The 25,569-nt window shown below is 36.2% G+C and carries 21 protein-coding genes; 20 read left to right on the top strand and 1 reads right to left on the bottom strand.

Annotated elements, in window-relative coordinates:
- The 19 genes from atpD to rpoC form a co-directional block, all read left to right on the top strand.
- A partial coding sequence (atpD, locus tag ACTTG8_RS05490; protein WP_442561118.1) for a F0F1 ATP synthase subunit beta occupies positions 1 to 824 on the top strand: 824 nt, incomplete at its 5' end.
- Positions 825 to 1,241 (top strand): FoF1 ATP synthase subunit delta/epsilon, encoded by a 417-nt coding sequence (locus ACTTG8_RS05485; protein WP_442561117.1) that lies wholly within the window; start codon positions 825 to 827, stop codon positions 1,239 to 1,241.
- Between the two features lie 141 nt (positions 1,242 to 1,382).
- Positions 1,383 to 2,588: an FprA family A-type flavoprotein gene (locus ACTTG8_RS05480; protein WP_442561116.1), complete on the top strand. Its 1,206-nt coding sequence runs from the start codon at positions 1,383 to 1,385 to the stop codon at positions 2,586 to 2,588.
- Between the two features lie 189 nt (positions 2,589 to 2,777).
- Positions 2,778 to 4,739 (top strand): NAD(+) synthase, encoded by a 1,962-nt coding sequence (locus ACTTG8_RS05475; protein ID WP_442561115.1) that lies wholly within the window; start codon positions 2,778 to 2,780, stop codon positions 4,737 to 4,739.
- Between the two features lie 15 nt (positions 4,740 to 4,754).
- Positions 4,755 to 5,402: an acetyltransferase gene (locus tag ACTTG8_RS05470; RefSeq protein WP_442561114.1), complete on the top strand. Its 648-nt coding sequence runs from the start codon at positions 4,755 to 4,757 to the stop codon at positions 5,400 to 5,402.
- Positions 5,403 to 5,415: 13 nt separating this feature from the next.
- Positions 5,416 to 6,615 carry a glycosyltransferase family 4 protein gene (locus ACTTG8_RS05465; protein ID WP_442561113.1) on the top strand — a complete coding sequence of 400 codons (1,200 nt, stop codon included), beginning with the start codon at positions 5,416 to 5,418 and terminating at the stop codon, positions 6,613 to 6,615.
- Positions 6,605 to 6,790, top strand: a complete 186-nt coding sequence (locus ACTTG8_RS05460; protein ID WP_442561112.1) for a hypothetical protein — start codon at positions 6,605 to 6,607, stop codon at positions 6,788 to 6,790. Before ACTTG8_RS05465 ends, ACTTG8_RS05460 begins: the two co-directional genes overlap by 11 nt.
- Before the next feature lie 118 nt (positions 6,791 to 6,908).
- Positions 6,909 to 7,952, top strand: a complete 1,044-nt coding sequence (locus ACTTG8_RS05455) for a type II secretion system F family protein (protein ID WP_442561111.1) — start codon at positions 6,909 to 6,911, stop codon at positions 7,950 to 7,952.
- 10 nt (positions 7,953 to 7,962) lie between these two features.
- Positions 7,963 to 8,292 (top strand): hypothetical protein, encoded by a 330-nt coding sequence (locus ACTTG8_RS05450; RefSeq protein ID WP_442561110.1) that lies wholly within the window; start codon positions 7,963 to 7,965, stop codon positions 8,290 to 8,292.
- Position 8,293: 1 nt separating this feature from the next.
- Positions 8,294 to 8,773, top strand: a complete 480-nt coding sequence (locus ACTTG8_RS05445) for a DUF4860 domain-containing protein (RefSeq protein WP_442561109.1) — start codon at positions 8,294 to 8,296, stop codon at positions 8,771 to 8,773.
- Between the two features lie 24 nt (positions 8,774 to 8,797).
- On the top strand, positions 8,798 to 9,280 hold the full coding sequence (locus ACTTG8_RS05440) for a hypothetical protein (protein ID WP_442561108.1): 483 nt from the start codon (positions 8,798 to 8,800) through the stop codon (positions 9,278 to 9,280).
- Positions 9,277 to 9,753, top strand: coding sequence for a pilus assembly PilX N-terminal domain-containing protein (locus ACTTG8_RS05435; RefSeq protein WP_442561107.1), 477 nt, complete (start codon positions 9,277 to 9,279; stop codon positions 9,751 to 9,753). The genes ACTTG8_RS05440 and ACTTG8_RS05435 overlap by 4 nt, the downstream gene beginning before the upstream one ends.
- A 23-nt stretch (positions 9,754 to 9,776) precedes the next feature.
- Positions 9,777 to 10,835, top strand: a complete 1,059-nt coding sequence (locus tag ACTTG8_RS05430; RefSeq protein WP_442552391.1) for a type IV pilus twitching motility protein PilT — start codon at positions 9,777 to 9,779, stop codon at positions 10,833 to 10,835.
- Positions 10,836 to 10,837: 2 nt separating this feature from the next.
- Positions 10,838 to 11,011, top strand: a complete 174-nt coding sequence (locus tag ACTTG8_RS05425; protein WP_442561106.1) for a DUF951 domain-containing protein — start codon at positions 10,838 to 10,840, stop codon at positions 11,009 to 11,011.
- A 150-nt stretch (positions 11,012 to 11,161) separates the two neighbouring features.
- On the top strand, positions 11,162 to 11,443 hold the full coding sequence (gene rpsF / locus ACTTG8_RS05420) for a 30S ribosomal protein S6 (RefSeq protein ID WP_442561105.1): 282 nt from the start codon (positions 11,162 to 11,164) through the stop codon (positions 11,441 to 11,443).
- A gap of 29 nt (positions 11,444 to 11,472) precedes the next feature.
- Positions 11,473 to 11,916 carry a single-stranded DNA-binding protein gene (locus tag ACTTG8_RS05415; protein ID WP_442561104.1) on the top strand — a complete coding sequence of 148 codons (444 nt, stop codon included), beginning with the start codon at positions 11,473 to 11,475 and terminating at the stop codon, positions 11,914 to 11,916.
- A gap of 35 nt (positions 11,917 to 11,951) precedes the next feature.
- Positions 11,952 to 12,230 (top strand): 30S ribosomal protein S18, encoded by a 279-nt coding sequence (gene rpsR / locus ACTTG8_RS05410; RefSeq protein ID WP_442552387.1) that lies wholly within the window; start codon positions 11,952 to 11,954, stop codon positions 12,228 to 12,230.
- 254 nt (positions 12,231 to 12,484) lie between these two features.
- A complete protein-coding gene (gene rpoB / locus ACTTG8_RS05405; RefSeq protein WP_442561103.1) occupies positions 12,485 to 16,372 on the top strand; it encodes a DNA-directed RNA polymerase subunit beta in 3,888 nt (1,295 codons plus the stop codon).
- A 24-nt stretch (positions 16,373 to 16,396) separates the two neighbouring features.
- Entirely contained in the window at positions 16,397 to 20,059 is a 3,663-nt protein-coding gene (rpoC, locus tag ACTTG8_RS05400; protein ID WP_442561102.1) for a DNA-directed RNA polymerase subunit beta', read from the top strand.
- Between the two features lie 476 nt (positions 20,060 to 20,535).
- On the opposite strand, the gene ACTTG8_RS05395 is transcribed toward rpoC, so the two are convergent.
- Positions 20,536 to 23,103: an exo-alpha-sialidase gene (locus tag ACTTG8_RS05395; protein WP_442561101.1), complete on the bottom strand. Its 2,568-nt coding sequence runs from the start codon at positions 23,101 to 23,103 to the stop codon at positions 20,536 to 20,538.
- A gap of 336 nt (positions 23,104 to 23,439) precedes the next feature.
- Here ACTTG8_RS05395 and htpG point away from each other — a divergent pair, with 336 nt between their 5' ends.
- A complete protein-coding gene (gene htpG / locus ACTTG8_RS05390; RefSeq protein WP_442561100.1) occupies positions 23,440 to 25,404 on the top strand; it encodes a molecular chaperone HtpG in 1,965 nt (654 codons plus the stop codon).
- The last annotated feature ends 165 nt before the right edge of the window (positions 25,405 to 25,569 follow it).

Here is a 25,569-nt window from a genome sequence, read left to right as displayed (position 1 = left end):
AGATGAAGGAGTCGGGCGTTATAGCTAAGACTGCCTTAGTATTTGGACAGATGAATGAGCCACCGGGAGCAAGAATGAGGGTTGCTGAAACAGGGCTTACAATGGCAGAATATTTTAGAGATGAAAAGAATGCGGATGTACTTCTCTTCATAGATAATATTTTCCGTTTTGTACAGGCAGGCTCAGAAGTTTCTGCTCTGCTTGGCCGTATGCCTTCAGCAGTGGGATACCAGCCTACACTTGCAACAGATGTAGGTGAACTTCAGGAGAGGATTGCCTCTACAAAGTCCGGTTCGGTTACTTCTGTGCAGGCGGTATATGTACCGGCAGATGATATTACAGATCCGGCTCCTGCTACTACATTTACCCATCTTGATGCAACAACTGTTCTTTCCAGAAAAATAGTTGAACAGGGTATTTATCCTGCGGTTGATCCTCTTGAATCTTCTTCAAGGGTTCTGGAGGCAGATGTGGTAGGTGAAGAGCATTATAACACTGCAAGAAAAGTGCAGGAAATGCTCCAGAAATATAGAGAGTTGCAGGATATAATTGCAATTCTCGGTATGGAGGAACTTTCAGAGGCGGATAAACAGACGGTGAATAGAGCGAGAAAGATACAGCGTTTCCTTTCGCAGCCTTTCTTTGTGGCAGAAACATTTACGGGTGTACAGGGTAAATATGTACCTCTTGCAGAAACTATTAGAGGTTTTAAGGCGATTATTGAAGGTGAAATGGATGGGTATCCTGAATCAGCCTTCTTTAATGTGGGAACTATTGATGAGGTTAAGGAGAAAGCAGAAGCTATGGAGCGGGAGGCCGTATAAGTGGCAAATAGAACATTTTATCTTAAAGTATATGCAAGTGACAGAATCTTTTTTGAGGGACAGTGTAGGATGCTCGTCATACCTCAGAGTGATGGTTTGAGGGCGATACAGGCTTATCATGAGGATATGGTACTTGCTGTGGATATAGGTCAGGGGCATATAGTTGAAGAAGATGGCACTATTACTTATGTAGTAGTTGGTAGTGGTATGGTGCAGATTTTTCATAATAGGGCAATTATGCTTGTAGATACTGCGGAGCTACCTGATGAAATAGATTCTAAGAGGGCTGGAGATGCCCTTGAACGAGCAAAGGAACAGCTAAGACAGAAACAGAGCATACAGGAACATAAGATGAGTCAGGCTTCACTGGCAAGGGCTTTAACAAGGCTTAAAGAGAGTTCAAAGTATAATGCTTAATGTGAACTAAATAAAAAACATGAGAAGTTAAACTCAGACTTTAGTTTCTCATGTTTTTGTTGTATAATATGGAAAAGTTTGCAGTTCAATAAATATTGTTATTATTTTAACGAAATTGTGTTTATGAAAGGGGATAATACAATGAAGTGTACCAGGCGGATTACAGATGACCTGTACTATGTAGGTGGAAACGATAGGAGGCTTTCTCTCTTTGAAAATTGTTTCCCTATACCTGATGGGATTGCATATAATTCTTACCTTTTGCTAGACGAAAAGACAGTGCTTTTTGATACGGTTGATTATGCAATAGGCAGGCAGTTTGTAGATAATATTACGTCTCTTCTTGACGATAGGAAACTTGATTATCTGGTTGTAAATCATATGGAGCCTGATCACTGTTCATTGATTACTCAGATTATATCAATGTATCCTGAGGTACAGCTTATTGCAAATAAAAAAACCTTAGGGCTTATTGAACAGTTTTATAATATAGATATGACCGAACGTACTATTTTTGTGGGAGATGGTGACAGCTTTTCTACAGGAGCACACAGTCTTAAGTTTTTTACAGCTCCTATGGTACATTGGCCGGAGGTAATGTTTACCTATGATGAAACAGATAAGGTGCTTTTTTCTGCGGATGCCTTTGGTACCTTTGGAGCGTTAGACGGAAGAATATTTAATGATGAATTTGATTACAGACATGAATTTGTTAATGAAGCAAGAAGATACTATGCTAATATAGTAGGTAAATATGGTGCTCAGGTACAGGCTGTATTTAAAAAGCTTCCGTCTGAAATTGCTTATGTCTGTCCTTTACATGGACCGGTTTGGAGAAGAGATATTCCTTTCATTTTGGAAAAATATCAGGCATGGAGTACATATACTCCTGAGGAAAACGGAGTATTTATAGCCTATGCTTCTATGTACGGAGATACAGAGCTGGTTGCGAGTGTGCTTGCAGCAAAGCTTGCTGAGAGAGGTATGGTGAATATGAAGATGGTTGATGTATCCAATAACCATTATTCATATCATATCAGCGATATATTTAAGTACAGTACTATAGTATTTGCTGCACCTTCATACAATATGTCAGTGCATCCTAAGATGAATGAGCTTATTCAAGAAATGAAGGAAATTACTATAAGAAATAGAGCATATGCTGTTATAGAAAATGGTTCTTGGGCTCCAAGTGCAGCAAAGACGATTAAGGGAGTTGTGGATGGGCTTAAGGACATGAGGCAGATAGGGGATACAATTACAATTAAATCAGCTATTTCAGAGGATCAGGAAGAAAGCTTGAGTAAGCTTGCTGACATTATAGTTGATGAGGTAAGGGAAGATTAAATTTGGGTAATTTTGTCTGACAGCACCGCTTGTGTGTAGGGTGTCGCACTAAGAATTATGTATACATAATATAGTTAATATATGAAGATAGACTTGCTATATTTTGTAGTATTTTCTTCAATGCGACAACCCTTTTTTAAGTGCTGATAAATCAAATAAGAAAAGTAGAAAGGATGTGGTTGTAAAAATATGAGACATGGATTTATAAAAGTAGCAGCAGTTACACCGGATATAAGAGTAGCAGACTGTGTTTTTAATGGTGAAAGTATAATAAGAGAAATGAAATTTTGTGTGGAAAGGGGAGTTAAGATTGCAGTATTTCCTGAACTTGTAATAACAGGATATACTTGTGGTGAATTATTTTTACAGGACAAGCTTCTGAATTCAGCAGTAGCTACACTTCATAAGATAATACAGGCAGGAAAAGATATGGATATGCTTGTTTTTGTAGGGCTTCCATTTGAATTAGATGGTAAGCTTTATAATGTGGCAGCAGCTTTTAAGGATGGAGAGCTTTTAGGGCTTATTCCTAAAAAGCATATACCGGAATTTTCGGAATTATACGAGTTACGTTATTTTGCTGCTGCGCCTAAAAAAAATCAGATAATAAAATGGGAATATAATGTATCAGGAATAACTTATTTTGGAAATAAACTTATATTTACAAGTAAAGAAATGAAAAATCTTAGAGTTGCTGCCGAAATTTGTGAAGATTTGTGGGTAATAATTCCTCCAAGTAATTATCATGCACAGGCTGGAGCTACAATTATAGCAAATCTTTCTGCGAGTCCTGAAACAACAGGCAAACATGATTACAGAAAAGCATTGGTGAATGGACAGTCTGCAAGGCTTAATGCAGGTTATATTTATTCAACAAATGGAGAAGGAGAGTCAACTACAGATCTGGTATTTGGAGGGCATGATTTAATTTGTGAAAATGGAACTGTTCTTGCAGAGAAGAAACGTTTTGAAAATGGCTTTATCACAGCAGAAATAAATGTGGACAGATTGGTTTATGAAAGACGCAGGATGAATACTTATGCTATAAGTGGCAAAGAAGAATACGAATATATCCCATTTTCTTTTAATAGTCCATATATAACAGAAAAAAATGAATATGGAGAGATGGAGCAAAGGCTGGTTAAAATTCCCCTTGAGAGGAAATTTTCTAAAACTCCTTTTGTAGCAGAAGATCAAAAAGAGAGGGATGAACATTCGGAAGAAATAATCACCTTGCAGGCATTGGGACTTAAAAAGAGGCTGCTACATACAGGAATAAAGCATGCTGTTATAGGAATTTCAGGAGGTCTTGATTCAACTTTGGCAGTTTTGGTTGTATGTAGGGCTTTTGATATGTTGAGATTCAATAGAGAAAATATAATATCAGTGACTATGCCTTGCTTTGGGACAACAGATAGAACATATAATAATGCAATTGGACTTGCTAAGGAGCTTGGAATAACTCTGCGTGAAATCAATATAAGAGATTCAGTGCTTAGACATTTTAAAGATATAGGACATGATGAGCATATACATAATGTGACATTTGAAAATGCACAGGCACGAGAAAGAACTCAAGTTCTCATGGATCTGGCCAATGAGTGTAATGGTTTGGTTATAGGAACGGGAGATATGAGTGAGCTTGCCCTTGGTTTTGCAACTTATAATGGAGATCAGATGTCTATGTATGGGGTGAATGCTTCTGTTCCAAAGACACTTATAAGATATATGGTACAGTATTGCTCAGAAGAATGTAGGATGAAAGGGAAAGACTCTCTTGCAAATGTGCTTATGGACATAGTTAATACTCCGGTAAGCCCTGAACTACTCCCACCTGACGAAGTAGGTGAGATAGCTCAGAAAACGGAGGATTTGGTAGGACCATATGAACTTAGTGACTTTTTTCTTTATCACATAGTACGCTGGGGTGTAGAGCCTGATAAACTATTTAGGCTTGCTTGTGAAACTTTTATAGGAGAGTATACAGAAGAAGAAATCGCAAAATGGCAGAAAAGTTTTTATAATAGATTTTTTAATCAACAATATAAACGCTCCTGTATGCCTGATGGGCCTAAAGTGGGTTCTATAAGCCTTTCTCCAAGAGGGGATTTCAGGATGCCATCTGATGCTGTAGGAAGACTTTGGGTATAATAAATATAAGGAGATATGATGGTACTTGGTATATATGGATATGGTGGGCATGGCTTAGAAGTAGAAGAACTTGCAAGAACCATAAATTTTAAGGAAAACAGATGGGAGAAAATTATTTTCATAGATGACACTCCTTCAAAAGTAGATAATCAAAAGGTATTTTCCTTTGAAACTATACTCAGTACATATTCGGAATCGGAGATTGAGTTCATGGTTGGCTTGGGAGAACCTGTGCTTAGAGAAAAAATATTTTACAAGATAAAAGTAAGAGGATATAAGCTTGCAAGGCTCATTCATCCCTTAGCTGTTGTAGCAGAAGATGTTGAAATTAAAGAGGGAACCATGGTTTCTGCCCATTCCTTTATTTCTGTAAAAGTGCATTTATCTGAAAATGTTCTTATTCAGCCTATGGCAGCCATTCATCACGAATGCAGGGTTGGTAAACATTCAGTTATTGGTACTTCGGTTTCGATGGGAGGTAATAGCTGTATAGGTGATAATTCGTTTATGGGATTAAACTCTTCACTTAAACAGGGAATTACAGTCGGAAATCGCTCGGTAGTAGGTATGGGAGCTGTTGTGATAAAGAATGTGGCAGATAAGACGACTGTGGCAGGGAATCCTGCGGTAATGATAAAAGAGGGAGATGTAAGAGCGTTTTAGAAAGGTTTGTGACATGAAAATTTTATTCCTTACACTTGTAAAAATATCTTCAATAGCAGATGAAGGCATATATATGGATTTAATGAAGTGTTTTGCAAGCAATGGACATGAGGTATATATAGTATCTCCACTTGAGAAGAAAGAGGGTGGCGAGGAAGAACTTATTTCGGAGGGAAACATACATTTGATTAGGTGTAAAACAGGCAATCTTTTCGGTGTAGGAATGATTACAAAAGGAATTTCTCAAACACTACTTCCATTTAGATATTCTACATCAATAGAAAGATATTTTTCAGGAATAAAATTTGACCTGATTCTATATTCCACTCCACCGGTAAGTCTTGCAGACATTGTGGTTAAGATTAAGAAAAAAACAAGAGCTAAGACCTATCTGCTTTTAAAAGACATTTTTCCACAAAATGCGGTAGACATAGGACTTATTAGTCCGTTTATGGCTAATGTATTATTTAGGCATAAGGAGAAAAAACTTTATGGAATTTCCGACTATATAGGTTGTATGTCGCCTGCTAATGTAGAATTTTTATTAAAACATAATGAAGTAAATAGTGGGAAAGTTGAGGTCTGTCCTAATTCTATACAGGTAGAACAAAAAGAGAAAGTGACTGAGGATAGAAGTGAAGTTTTATCTAAGTACAATCTTCCTACGAATAAAATTTTGTTTTTGTATGGAGGAAATTTAGGCCTGCCACAGGATATTCCTTTTATAATAAAATGTATACAGAAGGCTTTGATTGTTGAAGAGGCACATTTTGTAATATGTGGCAATGGCACAGAATACTATAGGTTGGAGGAGTTTATAAATACTTCTAAACCGAATAATTTTACATTGATTAAGGGACTTCCCAAAATGGAATATGACAGGCTTGTGAGAGCTTGTGATGTAGGGATGATATTTTTAGACCATAGATTTACCATACCTAATTTTCCGTCAAGACTTCTATCTTATCTAAAGGAGAAAATGCCGATTTTAGTATGTACAGATGAAAATACAGACTTGGGGAGGATTGCAGAGGAAAATGAATTTGGAATAAGTTCAGTAAGTGATAATGTTGAAGATTTTGTAAAAAATGTTAAAAATTTAACGAATAAAGGATTGAGGATTCGACTTGGTGAGAATGGTTATAAGTTTTTGATGGATAATTATACAGTTGAAGAGAGCTATAAAATAATTATGAAACATTTTGAGAATTAGACTTGAAGGAGGTAGAGAAAGGAATGGAAAAAATCAAAATAGAAAAAATACAGTTCAAGAAACGCTTATAATTCCACTGTATATTAAGAGTTCGGGTATTACTCTTGCTCATCACCTGCTTGCAAAGGCAGCAGACAGTTTAATGAAGATGTTAGTTAATAGGATGGAGTTTTAAGAAAGTGATTTTTTGTGGTTTGTTTTGGCCTTTTTTAATTTTTGCTTGCTTTAATCCGATTATTGTTATAGAATTATTGTGAAAGGCTATATTTAAATAATTTGTTAAGGAGAATATTATGTCTAAGGCAACAACATTTTCGCCAGAAGAAATATCTATCTTTTGCGACCAGATTGCAATGATACTTAACGGAGGAATACCGATTTTTGAGGGTACCCACATAATTTATGAAGAAATGGAAGAGGGAAGAACTAAAAACATATTAAAAAAAGTTGATGACAATGTTAAATTAGGAATGTCATTTAACGAAGCATTGAAAGAAAGTGGAGCCTTCCCTAACTATATGTGTGAAATGGTAAAGATAGGTGAAATGACCGGTAAGTTAGAAGATATTATGCATTCCTTATCCGGTTTCTATGAAAGAGAGAATATTGTTAAGAATAGTATAAGAAGTGTAATCAGCTATCCTACCGTACTTCTTGGTATGATGGCTGTAATATTGATGGTTTTAGTAGGTAAGATTCTTCCTATGTTTGAAGATATATTTCTTGAACTTGACGGAGGTACGGGAACTACTGTAGGTATCATGAATACAAGTATTTTGGTTTCAAGGATAATAGTTGGAGTTGTGCTTGTATTGCTTGCAGCTCTTTTGGTTGCAATTGCTTGGTACAGAGTAAATGGCGGAAGTGCCATGATTACTAATATCTTAAATAATAATCCGTTTTCTGCAGGACTTGCGGATAAAATAAGCATAGGTAAATTCCTTGCAACCCTTGCAGTTATGAATGCAGGCGGTGTAGAGATGACCGAAGCGGTGAAGAATGCATCTAAGGTAGTTGAAAATAAAAAGACTTTAGCTAAGATTGACAGATGCATAAGCCTGCTTGAAGCTGATGAAAAGCCTGAAAATGCATTTAAGGAAACAGGACTGCTTAATTCCCTTCATTCTAAAATGTTTGGAGTGGCTAGAATAAGTGGATCTGGAGATACTATTCTTTTTAAGCTGGTTAATAGGTTTGATGAGGATATAAATGCAAGGCTTAATTCTTTGTCTTCAGTAATAGAGACTATCCTTGTAGTAGTTTTGTCGATTATAGTAGGAGCTGTGCTGATATCTGTAATGATGCCTTTGATGAGTGTAATTGCATCAATAGGCTAAGGAGCAAAATATGAAAAAATTTGTAGATGTAAAGGCGAGAAGAGCTGAGAGACAGGGAGTATTAAAATCACTTCTTTTCGTAGGAATAATATCAGCAGTTTTGATTGTAGGTGTATTTTACATAAGTAATATGGGAAGTGAGCAAGGAATTAAACTTACCAGAGAGGCAGCAGTCAGAACGGCAGTCGAGTGTTATGCGATAGAGGGGATTTATCCGCCTAATGTACAGTATATGGAAGATAATTACAATCTCAGCTATGATAAGACTAAATATTATATTCATTACGATATATTTGCATCTAATATTATGCCTACCATAGAGGTGTATGAGAAGAGGTAACATGGAGAATACAAATAGAGAAAAGGGGCTTGTGCATACTGTCTGTGTGTTAGTTGTTATTTGTATGTTCGGCATTTCAGCTATGATGCTTGGCAGTGTAGGAGCTTCTGTTTACAAAAATATAGCAGAAAGAAACTTGGATAGTTTTGAGCTTAGGACTTCTCTTTCTTATGTAAAGACTAAGATTAATCAATATGATGAAGTTGGAAAGATTGCACTTGAAGAGAAAAATGGTATAAAGACTCTTGTTCTTAGCGAGGACATTGAGGGTGAGATTTTTGATACTGCAGTTTATTTTTATAAAGGTAAACTGTATGAGATTACCGGTGCGAAAGGCATGGAGTTTAAGCCTGAGGATGGATTCGCCATATTGAGTGTAGATTCATTTGAAATTACAGAGGATAATGGGCTTATTAAACTGGCAACAACTGATGATGATGGAAGCAGTGAAACTCTATATGTAAAACTTAGAAGCAATTAAGTAAAAAAGCTGTTAGGAGGGAAAATGAACACATTTAGGACGGACAATACAAGGGAAACAGGGATGAGTTCGGGAGTTATGCTTCCTGTTGTGGAACTTGTTATTGCTATTGGCTTATTTACTATCATCAGTATATTTATAATTCGATTTTTTACCTCAGCCAATACAATGAGCAGGCAGGCGGATGATTTGAGCAAAGGACTTATAAAAGCTGAGTCGGCAATAGAACTGTCAAAGACTCTTTCTCCTAAAGAAGTTGCTATGGAACTTGGAGGAAGCTATGATGAGAAGAAAGGTGCAGTAGAGGCATATTACGATAAGGAGTGGAAGTCATCTGCTTTAGACAGTAATTGCAAGTATGCGATTTATGTGAATTTTACGGATGAATCTGAAGCAAATGGGGTTCTGAGGCAGATAGGAGCGACGGTTCTTGCTGCTGATACAAAGGGTGAATATACTCCTGTTGCTAATTTGAAAGGTGCAAAATATATTAAAGGTGGCAAATGATGAGAAACAGTATAAAGAATAGGATGAATACAGGCGGAGCATTAGTAATACTGGTAATACTTGTAGTTGCGATGTCATTGTTTGCAGTTCTTGCCATTCAGTCATCTCTTAATGAAAAGAAACTTTCACTTAAGACAAAAGAAGGTATAGAAAATTATTATATGCTGGATGCTGAAGCTGAAAGAGTTTATGCGAGAATAGATGGAATCGTAGTTAAAAGTAAAGATATTGTTAGGGAACTTAATGAATATAAAGAATTTAGAACTGCTACAGCAGATGGTGCGGTTAAAGTAGAGATAAGTGACATTCAGTATGAAGGTGAGTTTCCTACCCTTGTTAAGTACAGTGTGGTACAAGGTGAGAAAAGCCTAAATGTAGAAGTAGGAGTTATAGGAAGGGAAACAACTGTTAATAGATGGAGTACAAAGACCAAGTCTGATAATTTAGAATATGAGCTTGAAATTACTGATTAAATTTTAATATGGGAGGACTCAAAATGGAGTTAATGAATATCCTTGAGCAGGCAGTGAGAGAGGATGCATCAGATATTTTTCTTGTTGTAGGACAGCCAGTTTCTTTTAAATCGGATGGTACGATAAAGAGAATGGATGAAAATAAGCTGATGCCTGTTGATACAGAGCAGATAATTACCAGTATTTATGACAAGGCAGGAAGAAGTTTAAGCCATTTTATGACAACCGGTGATGATGACTTTTCTCTTTCGATTGCAAACTTAGGAAGATTCAGGTGTAATGTTTTTAGACAGAGAGGAACTTTCGGAGCAGTTATTCGAGTTGTTCATTTTGATCTTCCTGGTTATAAGGAAATGAGAATTCCTGAAAGCATAATGAAACTTTCGGAGCTTAATAAGGGTCTTGTGTTAGTTACAGGAGCAGCCGGATCTGGAAAGAGTACGACGATTTCTTATATTATAGACAGAATCAATGAAACAAGAAACTGTCATATACTGACACTTGAAGATCCTATTGAATTTCTTCACAGGCATAAAAAGAGCATAGTAAGCCAGCGTGAAGTTAAGATAGATAGTGAAAGCTACTCTTCCGCTTTGAGGGCTGCTATGCGTCAGTCTCCTGATGTAATTCTTGTTGGTGAAATGAGAGATTATGAGACTATTGACATAGCTATGACTGCAGCTGAAACGGGACATCTCGTTCTTTCAACTCTTCATACTATAGGTGCAGCTAATACGATTGATCGTGTAATTGACGTATTCCCTGCTTCTCAGCAGCAGCAGATAAGGGTACAGCTTTCGATGGTACTGCAGGCAGTAGTATCTCAGCAGCTTATTCCGGGGGTAAATAATGAATTGTTACCTGCTTTTGAAATAATGAAGGTTAATAGTGCAATTAAGACTATGATAAGGGATAATAAAATACATCAGGTTGATTCAGTTATTTATGCCTCAGGCAAGGAAGATATGAGAACTATGGATTCGAGTATTCTTGAGCTTTACACTCAGGGGCTTATTGATAGTCAGACTGCACTAAATTTTGCAACTAATCAGGAACTTATGAGCAGACAGGTAAACAGGTAGTTATGGAGATAAACCTTGAAGACATAGTTACATTAAAAAAAATTCATCCCTGTGGTTCTTATGAGTGGAAGGTAATAAGAACAGGGATGGATATAAGGCTTAGTTGCCTTGGGTGTGGAAGACAGGTAATGATTCCTAGAAAACAGGCTGAAAAAAATATTAAAAAAACAAGATAGGGTGAAAAAATGATTTTGATACTTGCAAAATCATTTTTTTTGTATTATAATAAATATTTGTGATGTAAACAAATATCCTTGCCCTTTTAATGCTACTCGTCCTAGCAAAAAAGAGGGCCAGAAAAGACCAGAAGGAGGAGCAGAGCAACTATGAACAAATATGAATTAGCGTTAGTTGTTAATGCAAAAATCGAAGACGAGGCTAGAAACAAAGTAGTAGAAGATGTTAAGGGCCTTGTGACACGTTTTGGCGGCAATATCACCGATGTAGAAGAGTGGGGAAAAAAGAAACTCGCTTATGAGATTCAGAAAATGAATGAAGGTTATTACTATTTCATACATTTTGAGTCTGAGTCATCAGCACCGGGTGAGATAGAAAGCCGTATCCGTATTATGGAGAACGTTCTTAGATTTTTATGCGTTAGACAGTAAGCATAGTCTTAAGAAGGAGGTTTTCCTTTATGAACAAAGTAATTTTGATGGGTCGTCTTACTAGAGACCCGGAAATGAGATACTCTCAGGACATGGCCATTGCAAGATTTTCACTGGCAATAGATAGAAGGTTTAAAAAGCAGGGAGATACAGTTACGGCTGATTTTTTTAACTGCACAGCCTTTGGAAAACAGGGAGAATTTGTAGAAAAATATCTGAAACAAGGTACAAAAGTATTAGTTACAGGCCGTATTCAGAATGACAATTATACAAATAAAGATGGTCAGAAGGTATATAGTGTACAGGTGATTGTTGAAGAGATAGAGTTTGCTGAGAGCAAGAATTCTTCGGCAGGAGGTGCCGGTTATGCACCGAATATGCCTAGTGGTGAAAAAATAGAACCTACAGCTCCGGGAGATGATTTTATGAATATTAATCCTAAATTTGATAAGGATCTGCCGTTTGGAGATTAATAGTTTTATTTGATGAATTATAGGAGGTAATAAGCATGCCATTCAATAAGGATAATAAGGGTGCTAGAGAAGATAGAAGTGATTTTCCGCGTAGAAGACCAATGCACAGAAGAAAGAAAGTATGTGCTTTGACACCGGAAGAGTTGGATAATCTTGATTACAAGGATGCAGCAAAACTTAAGAAGTTTATTTCTGAGAGAGGTAAAATTCTTCCTAGAAGAATTACAGGAACAAGTGCTAAGCATCAGAGAATTTTGACAACAGCAATTAAGCGTGCTCGTCATTTAGCGCTTATACCATATGTTTGTGAATAATAATTGTTAAAAAGAGACCCTGCCAAATGAGTAATCGGTTGGCAGGGTTTTGTTATTTTTGATAGGAAAATTATTTAAAACTATAGTTATATTTAAAATAAAAAATCCAAGGCTTGACACCTTGAAAAAAAAATGATATTATTAAAAATGCACTATTAGGATTATTCTGGATAATAATATTATTATATCATAAAAAAACTAAAAGTGCAAGTATTTGTAAAATGATTAAAAAATATCAAGGGGTGAAAACGTCAATGAAAAAAAACAGAATTCGTCCGATTAAAGCAGGAAACGGGATAAGAATGAGTTATGCCAGACAGGAAGAAGTTCTTGAAATGCCTAATCTCATTGAGGTTCAGAAAAATTCATATAAATGGCTTCTTACTGACGGGTTAAGAGAAGTATTTGACGATATCTCTACGATTGTTGATTACAGTGGGCGTTATGGGTTAAGATTTGGAAAATTTACCCTTGAGCCAAAGGAGAATCGTACAATCGAGGTGTGTAAAGAAAGAGATGGTACCTATTCTGATTCTCTTAAGGTAGAGGTAGAATTGGTTGATCTTAAAGAAAACAAACTTATTGACAGAAAAGATAATGTTTTTTTGGGTGAGCTTCCGAGAATGACAGAAACGGGGAGTTTTGTCATAAATGGAGCAGAACGAGTAATTGTAAGTCAGTTAGTTCGTTCACCTGGCATTTATTATGGAATTTCTCATGATAAAACAGGAAAAGAGCTTTGCACTGCCCAGGTAATACCTAATAGAGGTGCATGGCTTGAATACGAAACTGATTCAAATAATATTTTTTATGTTAAAGTAGATAGAAATAGAAAAGTCCCTATAACAGTGCTTATAAGGGCTTTAGGTGTGAGCCTTAATAAAGATATTGAAGATATGTTTGGAGATGAGCCAAAGCTTCAGGCCAGTCTTGCAAAAGATGTATCTACCAATGCTGATGAGGGTGTCCTTGAACTTTACAAGAAACTCCGTCCTGGTGAGCCTTTAGTAATTGAAAATGCATATAGTCACATTAATAATATGCTTTTTGATCCTAAGAGATATGACCTTGCAAAAGTAGGGCGTTATAAATTCAATAAAAAGCTTGCTTTCCGTAATCGTATAGTAAAGAAAGTGCTTGCTGAAGATGTGATTGATAGGTTAACGGGTGAAGTTGTTGGAGAAAAGGGAACTGTTATAACAGTGGAACTTGCAGATAAGCTTCAGAATCTTGCAGTACCTTATGTATGGATTCAGGGAGAAGACAGAAATGTAAAGGTACTGTCTAACCTTATGGTTGATATTAGTACATATATTCCTGAATTAGATAAAGAGGAATTAGGCATTACTGAGTTTGTATACTATCCAACGCTTATGGGGCTTATGGAACTTGCAAATGGTGATTATACAAGTGATGAATTTAAGCTTGAGGTAAAGAAACATATTAATGATTTGATTCCAAAACATATAACTAGGGAAGATATATTTGCCTCTATAAACTATGTATTTAATTTAGAGCATAATATAGGGCATGAGGATGATATTGACCATCTTGGAAATAGGCGTATTCGTGCAGTGGGAGAGCTTCTTCAAAATCAGTATCGTATAGGACTTTCAAGAATGGAGAGAACTGTAAAAGATAAACTTAGTTCACTGATTAATAGTGATACTATAGATACGGTAACTCCAGGTGAATTTATTAATTGCAAGCCTGTAACAGCTGCAATAAAAGAATTTTTTGGAAGTTCACAGCTTTCACAGTTTATGGATCAGCATAATCCGTTAGGAGAACTTACTCATAAGCGAAGGCTTTCAGCTCTTGGCCCTGGAGGTCTTTCAAGGGATAGAGCCGGATTTGAGGTACGAGATGTACATTATTCTCATTACGGAAGAATGTGTCCTGTTGAGACTCCAGAAGGACCGAACATCGGTCTTATTAACTCTCTTGCAAGTTATGCAAGAATAAATGAATATGGCTTTATTGAAGCACCATATAGAAAGCTTGATAAGACAGATCCTGCTAATCCACGAGTAACTGATGAGGTGGTTTATCTTACTGCAGATGAGGAAGATCCATTTATAGTTGCACAGGCGAATGAACCGCTTGATGAAAATGGATACTTTATTAATAATTCAGTATCAGGTCGTTTTAGGGATGAGACATCTACATATGATAAGAAGAATGTAGAACTTATGGATGTATCTCCTAAAATGGTATTTTCAGCAGCTACTGCAATGATTCCATTTCTTCAGAACGATGATGCAAACCGTGCGCTCATGGGATCTAACATGCAGCGTCAGGCAGTTCCACTTCTTTTTACGGATTCAGCAGTGGTTGGAACCGGAATGGAAGGCAAAGTTGCAGTTGACTCTGGAGTATGTGTGCTTGCAGAGGAGGCAGGTGTAGTTGAAAATGCCAGTGGCGACAGGATTATAATAAGAAATGATGAAGATAATAGATTAGTAGAGTATCCTCTGCTTAAGTTTGCGAGAAGTAATCAAGGTACATGTATAAATCAGCGCCCTATAGTCAATAAGGGTGATCATGTAGAGGCTAAACAGGTGATTGCTGATGGACCATCTACTAAGGGTGGTGAAATAGGACTTGGAAAGAGTCCTCTGATTGGATTTATGACTTGGGAAGGTTATAATTATGAGGATGCAGTTCTTCTTTCAGAACGTCTTGTAAGAGATGATGTTTATACATCTATTCATATTGAAGAATATGAATGTGAGGCTAGGGATACAAAGCTTGGAGATGAAGAGATTACTAGAGACGTGCCTGGAATAGGAGAAGATGTTCTTAAGGATCTTGATGATATGGGCATAATAAGAATTGGTGCAGAAGTTCGTGCAGGAGATATTCTTGTAGGAAAGGTTACTCCAAAGGGAGAGACCGAGCTTACAGCAGAAGATCAGCTTCTTCGTGCAATTTTTGGAGAAAAAGCTAGAGAAGTTAGAGATACTTCCCTTCGTGTTCCTCATGGAGAGTATGGAATAATTGTTGATGCTAAGAGATTTTCTAGAGCGAACCATGATGAACTGGCCCATGGAGTGAAAGAGAGTGTAAGGGTATACATTGCCCAGAAGAGAAAAATTCAGGTTGGAGATAAGATGGCAGGACGCCATGGTAATAAGGGTGTAGTTTCTAGGGTTCTGCCTGTTGAAGATATGCCTTTCCTTCCAAATGGAAGACCACTTGACATAGTGCTTAATCCTTTGGGTGTGCCTTCACGTATGAACATTGGTCAGGTGCTTGAGATTCATTTAAGTCTTGCGGCCACAGTACTAGGTGTTAAGGTTTCAACTCCTATATTTGATGGTGCAAACGAGGAAGATATTGCTGATACACTTGAACTTGCAAATGACTATGTAAATATGCCTTTGGATGAGTTTGATAAGAAATATAGAGAAGACTTAGGTGATGAGGTTATGGACTATCTGCTTACACATCTTGATTCCAGAAATGATTGGAAGGGAGTTAAGATAGGAAGGGATGGTAAGGTTTGGCTGAAAGATGGTAGAACCGGACAGTATTTTGATTCTCCTGTTACAGTTGGATTTATGAATTATCTGAAACTCCATCATCTTGTAGATGATAAAATTCATGCTCGTTCAACAGGACCTTACTCACTTGTAACACAGCAGCCTCTCGGAGGTAAGGCTCAGTTTGGTGGACAGCGTTTTGGAGAAATGGAAGTTTGGGCTTTGGAGGCTTATGGTGCAGCTTATACTCTTCAGGAGATTCTTACTATTAAGTCTGATGATGTTGTAGGGCGTGTTAAGACATATGAAGCTATCATTAAGGGTGAGAATATAAGTGAGCCTGGAATACCTGAGTCATTTAAGGTACTTCTTAAGGAGCTTCAGTCGCTTGCACTTGATGTTACGGTACTTGATGAAGATGGTAATGAGATTAAAATGATGGAAAATCCTGACTATAATAATGACGATGACTTTGCTGTATTGAATGATGTAAATGAAAGTTTTACATTTACTGACAGTGAAGTAAAAGACGGATTTATAGAAGATATTCCGGATGGAAGTGAAAAAAGAGAATACGATGATGAAGAGTCTGATTATTATGACAGTGAAGAATTAGAGTTAGGCTATGATGAAAATAGTGATGACGAAGATTTTTAATTTCTTATGAAGGGAGCGGCGAAAATGTCAGAAATGAGCATAGAAAATGTTCAGCCAATTACTTATGATGCGATAAAGATAGGGCTGGCTTCACCTGAAAAAATCAAAGAGTGGTCACATGGAGAGGTAAAAAAACCTGAGACAATTAATTATAGATCGCTCAAACCTGAAAAGGATGGTCTTTACTGTGAAAAGATTTTCGGACCAAGCAAGGACTGGGAGTGTAATTGCGGAAAGTATAAGAAGATAAGATATAAGGGTGTAATCTGCGACAAGTGTGGAGTTGAAGTTACAAAGGCGACTGTAAGGCGTGAAAGAATGGGACATATTGAGCTTGCAGCACCAGTTTCTCATATTTGGTATTTTAAAGGAATACCAAGCCGTATGGGTACTATTTTGTCCATACCTCCAAGGAGTCTTGAGAAGGTACTGTACTTTGCGTCATACATAGTAACGGATAAGGGAAGCAGTGACTTTGAGAAAAAAACTATTCTTTCTGAAAAGGAATATTTAGAGGCTAAAGAAAAGTATGGAAATACTTTTAAGGCTGAAATGGGAGCGGAAGCCATCTACAAGCTTCTTGCAGATATTGATCTTGATGAGGAATCAAAACGCCTTAAAGAAGAGTTGAAAAAAGCAGGCAATTCAAAAAGTCAGAAAATGATAAAAGCTGCTAAAGAATTAGCGGTAATAGAAGCATTTAGGGAGTCGGGAAACCGTCCAGAATGGATGATACTTAAAGCAATCCCTGTACTTCCACCAGATCTTCGTCCTATGGTTCAGTTGGATGGAGGAAGATTTGCAACTTCTGATATGAACGATCTTTACAGAAGAATAATAAATAGAAATAGCCGTCTTAAAAAATTACTTGAAATTAATGCGCCTATTACTATTGTAAGAAATGAAAAGCGTATGCTTCAGGAGGCAGTTGATGCCCTTATAGATAACGGACGTCGTGGTAAGCCTGTAACAGGTCCTGGAAATAGAGCTCTTAAATCGCTTTCAGATATGCTTAAGGGTAAGCAGGGACGTTTCCGTCAGAACTTACTTGGAAAGCGTGTAGACTATTCAGGACGTTCAGTTATTGTAGTAGGACCGGATCTTAAGATATATCAGTGTGGTGTGCCTAAAGAGATGGCGATAGAGTTATTTAAGCCGTTTGTTATGAAAGAACTTGAGGCAAGAGGCATAGCACATAATATTAAAGCTGCAAAGAAAATGGTTGAGAGAGTAGAAACACAGGTTTGGGATGTACTTGAAGATGTAATTAAGGATCATCCTGTTATGCTTAATCGTGCTCCTACACTTCATAGGCTTGGTATTCAGGCTTTTGAACCTGTACTTGTAGAGGGTAAGGCTATTAAGTTACATCCGCTTGTGTGTACAGCCTTCAACGCTGACTTTGATGGAGATCAGATGGCTATACATCTTCCTCTTTCTGTTGAGGCTCAGGCAGAGTGCCGTTTTCTATTGCTATCACCAAATAATTTGCTAAAACCGTCAGATGGTGGTGTGGTTGCAGTTCCATCTCAGGATATGGTTTTGGGTATTTATTATCTTACTCTTGAAAAGCCGGGGGATAAGGGTGAAGGAATGTTCTTTAAGAACATGAATGAAGCTCTGCTTGCTTATGAGAATGGATATATTACATTACAGGCTAAGATTAAAGTAAGATGCGAAGGTGTGAATTCTAGAGGAGAAACAGAGCAGAGAACAATTGAATCTACACTTGGAAGATTTATATTTAATGAAGTAATAGACCAAAATTTAGGTTTTGTAGATAGAAACCTTGATGAGAATTTCTTAAAACTTGAGGTTGACTTCCTTGTAAAGAAGAAGGAACTTAAGCAGATACTTGAGAAGTGTATGGCTAATATTGGAGCAACTAAAACAGCTGAAGTTATGGATGCTGTAAAGAACTTGGGATATAAGTATTCGACAATAGCAGCCATGACAGTTTCAGTCTCAGATATGACAGTACCACCTGAAAAACCGGTCATTCTCAAAGATGCACAGAGTAAGGTAGAGGAAATCACAAAGAGGTTTAGAAGAGGTCAGATTACCGAGTATGGTAGATATAAAGAAGTTATTGATGTTTGGAAGAAGGCCGATGATGAGATAGCATCAAAGCTGATGAATGGTCTTGACAAATACAATAATATTTATATGATGGCACATTCAGGAGCTCGTGGTTCTGATAAGCAGATTAAACAGCTTGCAGGTATGCGTGGTCTTATGGCGGATACAAAGGGACACACTATTGAACTCCCAATTAAGTCTAATTTCCGTGAGGGTCTTGATGTTCTTGAGTATTTCGTTTCTGCACATGGAGCAAGAAAGGGACTTTCAGATACTGCTCTTCGTACAGCCGATTCAGGATACCTTACAAGAAGACTGGTAGATGTTTCTCAGGATCTTATTATTAGAGAGACGGATTGTCAGGCAGGCAAGAATGAAATTCCGGGAATTTGGGTTTCAGCCTTTATGGATGGAAAGGAAGAAATCGAGAGCCTTGAAGAGAGAATTAGTGGCAGATATTCTTGTGAAACAATATATGATGACAATGGTGAAATCATAGTTAAGGCCAACCATATTATTACACCAAAAAGAGCTGCAAGAATAATGCAGACACAGGCTGTAAGGGAAGCTGGCTTAAGTGCTAAAATTAAAATTCGTACAGTACTGACTTGTCGTAGCCATGTGGGAATTTGTGCTAAGTGCTATGGTGCAAACATGGCGACCGGTGAACCTGTACAGGTTGGTGAGGCAGTAGGAATCATAGCGGCACAGTCTATCGGTGAGCCGGGTACACAGCTTACAATGAGAACCTTCCATACCGGTGGTGTTGCGGGTGGAGATATTACACAGGGTCTTCCTCGTGTAGAGGAGCTTTTTGAGGCTCGTAAGCCAAAGGGACTTGCTATTATTTCAGAAATTGATGGTAAGATTACTATTCAGGACGGTAAGAGCAGGCGTGAGGTAGTAGTTACTGCTCCTGATGGTGACGAGAAAAAATATCCTATCAACTATGGTTCAAGAATAAAGGTAGCAGAAGGTGATGAGATTGAAGCAGGTGATGAAATTACAGAAGGTAGTATCAACCCTCATGATCTTCTCAGCATTAAGGGAGTAAGAGCAGTACAGGATTATATGATCCGAGAAGTACAGCGAGTATATCGTTTACAGGGTGTTCAGATTAATGATAAGCATATTGAGATGATAGTTCGTCAGATGCTTAAAAAGATTAAGATAACAGAAACCGGTGATTCAGACTACTTAACAGGAGAATATGCTGATATAATTGAGTTTGAGGAACTTAATGAACAGCTTGAGCATGAAGGATTTGAGAAAGCGGAAGGCGAGCGGATTATGCTTGGTATCACCAAGGCATCACTTGCTACCAATTCTTTCCTTTCAGCAGCATCTTTCCAGGAAACAACTAAGGTTCTGACTGATGCAGCTATTAGGGGCAAGGTGGATAAGCTGATTGGACTTAAGGAAAATGTTATCTTAGGTAAGCTTATTCCTGCAGGTACAGGTATGAAGTTCTATCGTTCTGTTAAGTTAGATAGTGATCATGAAGAGGATGATGAAATAGTAGTAGAAGATAGTCTTGATCTAAATGAAAATGAACAGAATTATAGTAATGCAGAACTTGAAACAGTGGATGGTGGACAGGACGAATAACAAGTAAGATTATGATAATGACAGGAGTAGCAGAGGCTGCTCCTGTTTTTTGATTTTATTATACAATTCATAAAAAATGTTAGAGTAAACAAAATATCTCAGAGTTTGCTGAACTATCAAGAAGAAAGTTTGTACTATAATGAAGACTTTTACTTGTATTTTAGGAGAATAAGATATATAATATAAATGAAATTAAATATCATTTACATCATGCATCTTATTATTAACTAGATGGAGGTATTAGTATGAGTGAAACATTAATAAAAAGAAAAGTTGTTAGAGGACTGATTCTTACGGCTTTAGCAATAGCAGTAAATATATTAGCAGGATCTATTATGATATAAATGATTGAAATAGGTATTTCAGAGACATTAAGATGTTATTAACACTCTTTTATCGAGTGTTAATAACATCTTAATAATGGAACGCAAGGTTCTCACCAAAAGAGTATACTTGCATATATTTCTTTAGAAAAATTATTTTACTTTGATTTTAAGGTTTGCAATCTTTTTAGTACTTAAAATTTTACCATCTATAGATATCTTAATCTTAAACTTACCATTTTTTTGTCTATCAACCTTTATGGTAAATTTTTTATGAGTAAGCTTGTTAAGCACTTGGATATGTTTAGCATTTAATTTTACATTAAAATTTTTAGCTTTGATTATAAATGATACCGATTTTTTAGCAACAAGTTTAGATAAAGCTTTTGATGTAATTGAAACATTTATCTTTGTTTTATTTTGTTTAAGCTCTATTTTTTTTGTAGAAACATTATCTAAACCGTTTAATGATTTAAGATTGATTAAATTATTTTTTGAAGGTAAAGTAAATATTTTTTTATCTGCATTGTCATTTTTACTTTCAGAAACTTCATTATTAGTTGGTGCCTTATCATTAAGTTTAGAGTTTTCATCATTTTCTTTAAATTTCTTTTCAGCAGGCTGTTTAGCGATATTTTCCTCTTTTTTATCTGAAGCCTTATCGGTTTTATTTTCGGTAGATGGAACAGGTGCTATGGGATTATAGTGACCACTATAACCATTGTAATTGCCGGAACTGCTGTTTGAATTATTGTTGCCATTAGGTTTATTCTTAAGGACAAGTTTATTTATAGCATCATTGACTTTGGTTATAAGATCGTTCATTTTATCTGCGTCTATATCAGAATTGTCATCAATAGCAGCTTTTAAAGAGGTGGCTGCATCAGATAGGGATTTAAAGCTATCAGTGGTATACTTGTCTTTATTTTCTTTTTCTTTAGAAGCTTTTTCAAAAATAGTTTTAGCCTCATCTGTTTTAGCTCTCTCTTTAAGGGCATTTATAGCAGTAGATATTTCAGCTGCATATTTGTCAAGTTCTGATTTTTCCTCATTGTCAGTTTTTCCTTTTTTAGCCTTATTTACAGTATCTTTTAGCTTTTGATGAGAACTTGTTGTATAAGTATCTTCTTTTGCAACTAAAGTTTCAGCTTTTTTTATCTGTTCATCAAGGGCAGAACTTCCAATATGATTAGGTTTCATAATATCAGCTATGCTATAAGTATTGTATTTGATTGTAAAATATGTATTACTATTAGCTCCCCATCCATTTTGCTTATCTTCATAAAGGAGGGCAATATCCCCGGATTTTTTGTTATTACCTTCTTTTTTTAGTTCAGTTAGACAAGAGTACATAAAAGGGGTGTTTTCACCTGCTGCATCGTAAGGAGCAAGCCAGCTTATAGTATTGTTTTCATCCTCATTTAAGAGGCCTACTAAGATTTTTCCGTTTACTCGATCTTTTCCGGAATCTCCGGATGGACTGGTAGAGCCTTGTCCATCTTTTCCGGTAGGACAGCTTAATAAGAAAGCGGACTTACCGTTTATTGGCTCAGAATAAACAATTGCAGACATTTGAGTAGCAGTATTTATTTTAATGTCAGTTTTAACTTCTTGTTTCCAAACATAAGTATCACCTGAAAGTTCAGCATCTATATATCTAAGAAATATATCATTTTGATGACGGTAGAAAAACCTGAAATTACCATTAGGCAGTTCTATTAAAGCACTTTCTGAACTCTTGGTGGTTGTAGTAGCACTGTTACTTCTTTTCCATGTGTTTCCTTTATCGGTAGAGTAGATAAAGCATGTTTTTTCTTCAACTCCATTTCCTGGTGAGGTACTTGTATGGCTATAGCAAGGGAAAACTATAGTGCCGTTTTTTGTGAAGAGTCCTCTTCCTGGTCCTACGAGACATACTCTTTCATCCTCCTTTTTTAGAGGAAGTAACATAGGTTCAGAGAAAGTTTTACCACCATCATCAGAACTTACAAGATATAGATAACCTGTTCTCTGTACTTTAAAAGGAGAATCCTTAAAAAATAAGTTTGTATTTATAGAGTCATCATTAGCTTTAGTAAGATTAAATTTTTTGTCTACAGTATAATCTGAAACAATAGTATTGTCCTCTTTTTTGTAAATTTTTGAGTCCTCAAGATTTAGATAATAATCATAACTGGAGTGGTCGTTATTGCTAAGCAAAAGATGTCCGCTCTCATCAAACCCTGTTTCTTTTGTAGGATGAGTATTATCTCTACCGTTTAAGGCAATGCCGTAAGGAAGTAAATCGCAAAGCATCCATACCTTGTTTCCATCATAAACCAGAGAAGGATCTATAAAGCTTGTAGAATCACTACCGTTATATGCATTTCCGTTATCTCCCATATAGTTTACAAGAGAATAGTTCCAGTTTGCACCGTTATCATCCGAATAACTTACCATTGTATCAAGACCACCACCATCGTAAGTAGTATTCCATCTCACATCGGCAGCTGCAACTATCCTCCCTTTATGTTCACCCTCATCAATTGTAATAAGTGCAGGTATACGATAACTGTTACTATCAGCCAGACCCTTTGTAAATGGTTGACTTTGTGTAACTCCATCGCTAGGTTTTACGGCGTAATGGCTATTAGCTGCATAAGCTGACATTGCGTTTGAGAAAGTTAAGGCTAGTGTAAGGGAAAAAATAAAGGGGGGGGTAGTGAAAATAGATTTTTTCATTATTAGTCTCCTTTCAGATTTAATTATTAATATGTACTATTGTTATAATAGCAAAAATTTGATAATATCTGCAATATAAATGAAGAAAATGGAAAGAAAAACCGGTATTTTTATCGGTTGTTTATATATATTTATATAATTATTATAATAAAAATATGCAATATAGATAAAAGAATGAAAGTATTTTCAGATATCTGTTAATTGTCAAGATTCTATTAGCACTCAATAAAAAAGAGTGCTAATAGAATCTTGACAATTAGCATTTTCAGTATTATTATAATAGCTGGATGGTAGATATATGCCATCCGGCTTTATTATTGAATAAGGAGAAATAAAATGGGAAATATGGAAAAAGGTTCATTATCAATTACTTCGGAAAATATATTTCCGATTATAAAGAAATGGCTCTATTCAGACCATGATATCTTTTTAAGAGAGCTTGTATCAAATGCCTGTGATGCAATAACCAAGCTTAAGAAATTAGATGGAATAGGAGAGTGGAAAGCTCCTGCTGATAATAAATTTAGAGTGGATGTAATTACAGACAGTGAGGCAAAGACAATTACCATTATTGACAATGGTATAGGTATGACAGCCGATGAGGTGAGGACATATATCAACCAGATAGCATTTTCAGGGGCACAGAGTTTCCTCGAACAGTATAAGGATAAGGCAAGTGAAGAGCAGATTATAGGTCATTTTGGACTTGGATTCTACTCTGCTTTTATGGTGGCAAGAAGAGTTACCATAGATACCCTTTCCTACAAGGAGGGAGAAAAAGCTGTACACTGGGTTTCTGATGAGGGTATTGACTTTACTATGGAAGATGGCGACAGGACAGAGCGTGGAACTAAGATTACTCTTTTCTTAAATGATGATTGCTATGAATTTGCAAATGAATACAGAGTTAAGGAAATTTTAGAAAAATATTGTTCATTCATGCCGGTCGAAATTTATTATACAAATGCTAATGCAGTTAAAACTGAAAAGGCGGAGGTTGTGGATGAGAAAGAGGGCGAAAAGAAAGAAGAAGAGATAAAGCCTATTAACGAGGTTCATCCACTTTGGGCAAAACACCCTAATGAAGTTAAGGAAGAGGATTACAAAGAATTCTATAGGAAGGTGTTCAGAGATTATAAAGAGCCTCTTTTCTGGATTCACCTCAATATGGATTATCCATTTAATCTTAAAGGTATTCTCTACTTTCCAAAGATTAATATTGAGTATGAGGCGGCAGAGGGAACTATCAAACTTTACAACAATCAGGTTTTTATAGCAGATAATATTAAGGAAGTTATTCCTGAGTTTCTTCTTCTTTTAAAAGGTGTAATTGACTGTCCTGATTTACCTCTTAATGTATCAAGAAGTGCCTTGCAAAATGACGGTTTTGTGAAAAAAATATCAGACTATATTACAAAGAAGGTAGCTGAGAAACTTTCGGGACTTTGTAAGACTGATAGAGAAAATTATGAGAAGTACTGGGATGTTATCAGTCCGTTTATTAAATACGGATGTTTAAAGGATGACAAATTTGAGGAAAAAATGAAGGAGTTCATACTCTTTAAGGATTTAAATGATAAGTATGTAACTTTTGACGATTATGTAAAAACTATAGAGCCTGAAAAGGAAGAAGTAGAAGAAAAGACTGAGGAAGAAAATAAAGAGGAGGCTGAAATAGAGCCAGATAAGCCTAAGAAGATAATTTACTATGTAACAGATGTAAGGGAGCAGAGCCAGTACATCAATATGTTTAAAGAAAATGGACTTAATGCAATTGTTCTTTCTCATAGAATGGACCAGCCTTTTATGAATGCACTTGAGATGAAAAATGATGACCTTAAGTTTGAACGCATTGATTCAAAGGTAAATGCAATGGCTAAAAATGAGATTCCTGAAGAAGAACTGAAGACTATGACAGACAGTCTTTCAGAACTTTTTAAGAAGGCTCTTGACAAAGAAAAACTTGAGGTTAAGGTGGAAAGCCTTAAAAATGAAAATATTTCTTCTATGATTACTGTATCAGAAGAAATGCGTAGGATGCAGGACATGATGAAACAGTACGGTATGGGGGCTATGGGAGACAATACTTTCGGTGCAGGTGAGGTACTTGTGCTTAACAGTAATAATACTCTTGTAAAATATCTGCTTAGTAATAAAGATGAGGCGGATAATGAAAAGGTTAAACTTTTCTGTGAGCAGCTTTATGATTTGGCAGTAATAGCAAACAGGTCATTAGAGCCTGAGGCTATGACTAAGTTTATAACAAGGAGTAATGAAGTGCTTAAACTTCTTGCAGAATAAGTATACGGGGCAGGGAATATTTTCTCTGCCTCTTTTTTTGTATAAGAATATGGTATAAAAAAATAATATTAAAATTTAAAAATAAAATAGTTTATAAAAAGTAAAATAATTTTAATACGTTGTTTATAGACAAAAATAGTAAAAAATGGTAGGATTGTGCATATA

This window comes from Catonella sp. (genome assembly GCF_052173895.1).
Classification (GTDB): domain Bacteria; phylum Bacillota; class Clostridia; order Lachnospirales; family Lachnospiraceae; genus Catonella.
This window is presented reverse-complemented; position numbering and strand designations above follow the sequence as displayed.

What these genes read in the sequence shown, in the direction of transcription:
- ACTTG8_RS05480 (WP_442561116.1), top strand. Translation starts at nt 1,383, where the DNA reads ATGAAGTGTACCAGGCGGATTACAGATGACCTGTACTATGTAGGTGGA.
- ACTTG8_RS05475 (WP_442561115.1), top strand. Translation starts at nt 2,778, where the DNA reads ATGAGACATGGATTTATAAAAGTAGCAGCAGTTACACCGGATATAAGA.
- ACTTG8_RS05470 (WP_442561114.1), top strand. Translation starts at nt 4,755, where the DNA reads ATGATGGTACTTGGTATATATGGATATGGTGGGCATGGCTTAGAAGTA.
- ACTTG8_RS05465 (WP_442561113.1), top strand. Translation starts at nt 5,416, where the DNA reads ATGAAAATTTTATTCCTTACACTTGTAAAAATATCTTCAATAGCAGAT.
- ACTTG8_RS05455 (WP_442561111.1), top strand. Translation starts at nt 6,909, where the DNA reads ATGTCTAAGGCAACAACATTTTCGCCAGAAGAAATATCTATCTTTTGC.
- ACTTG8_RS05450 (WP_442561110.1), top strand. Translation starts at nt 7,963, where the DNA reads ATGAAAAAATTTGTAGATGTAAAGGCGAGAAGAGCTGAGAGACAGGGA.
- ACTTG8_RS05445 (WP_442561109.1), top strand. Translation starts at nt 8,294, where the DNA reads ATGGAGAATACAAATAGAGAAAAGGGGCTTGTGCATACTGTCTGTGTG.
- ACTTG8_RS05440 (WP_442561108.1), top strand. Translation starts at nt 8,798, where the DNA reads ATGAACACATTTAGGACGGACAATACAAGGGAAACAGGGATGAGTTCG.
- ACTTG8_RS05435 (WP_442561107.1), top strand. Translation starts at nt 9,277, where the DNA reads ATGATGAGAAACAGTATAAAGAATAGGATGAATACAGGCGGAGCATTA.
- ACTTG8_RS05430 (WP_442552391.1), top strand. Translation starts at nt 9,777, where the DNA reads ATGGAGTTAATGAATATCCTTGAGCAGGCAGTGAGAGAGGATGCATCA.
- ACTTG8_RS05425 (WP_442561106.1), top strand. Translation starts at nt 10,838, where the DNA reads ATGGAGATAAACCTTGAAGACATAGTTACATTAAAAAAAATTCATCCC.
- rpsF (WP_442561105.1), top strand. Translation starts at nt 11,162, where the DNA reads ATGAACAAATATGAATTAGCGTTAGTTGTTAATGCAAAAATCGAAGAC.
- ACTTG8_RS05415 (WP_442561104.1), top strand. Translation starts at nt 11,473, where the DNA reads ATGAACAAAGTAATTTTGATGGGTCGTCTTACTAGAGACCCGGAAATG.
- rpsR (WP_442552387.1), top strand. Translation starts at nt 11,952, where the DNA reads ATGCCATTCAATAAGGATAATAAGGGTGCTAGAGAAGATAGAAGTGAT.
- rpoB (WP_442561103.1), top strand. Translation starts at nt 12,485, where the DNA reads ATGAAAAAAAACAGAATTCGTCCGATTAAAGCAGGAAACGGGATAAGA.
- rpoC (WP_442561102.1), top strand. Translation starts at nt 16,397, where the DNA reads ATGTCAGAAATGAGCATAGAAAATGTTCAGCCAATTACTTATGATGCG.
- ACTTG8_RS05395 (WP_442561101.1), bottom strand. Translation starts at nt 23,103, where the DNA reads ATGAAAAAATCTATTTTCACTACCCCCCCCTTTATTTTTTCCCTTACA.
- htpG (WP_442561100.1), top strand. Translation starts at nt 23,440, where the DNA reads ATGGGAAATATGGAAAAAGGTTCATTATCAATTACTTCGGAAAATATA.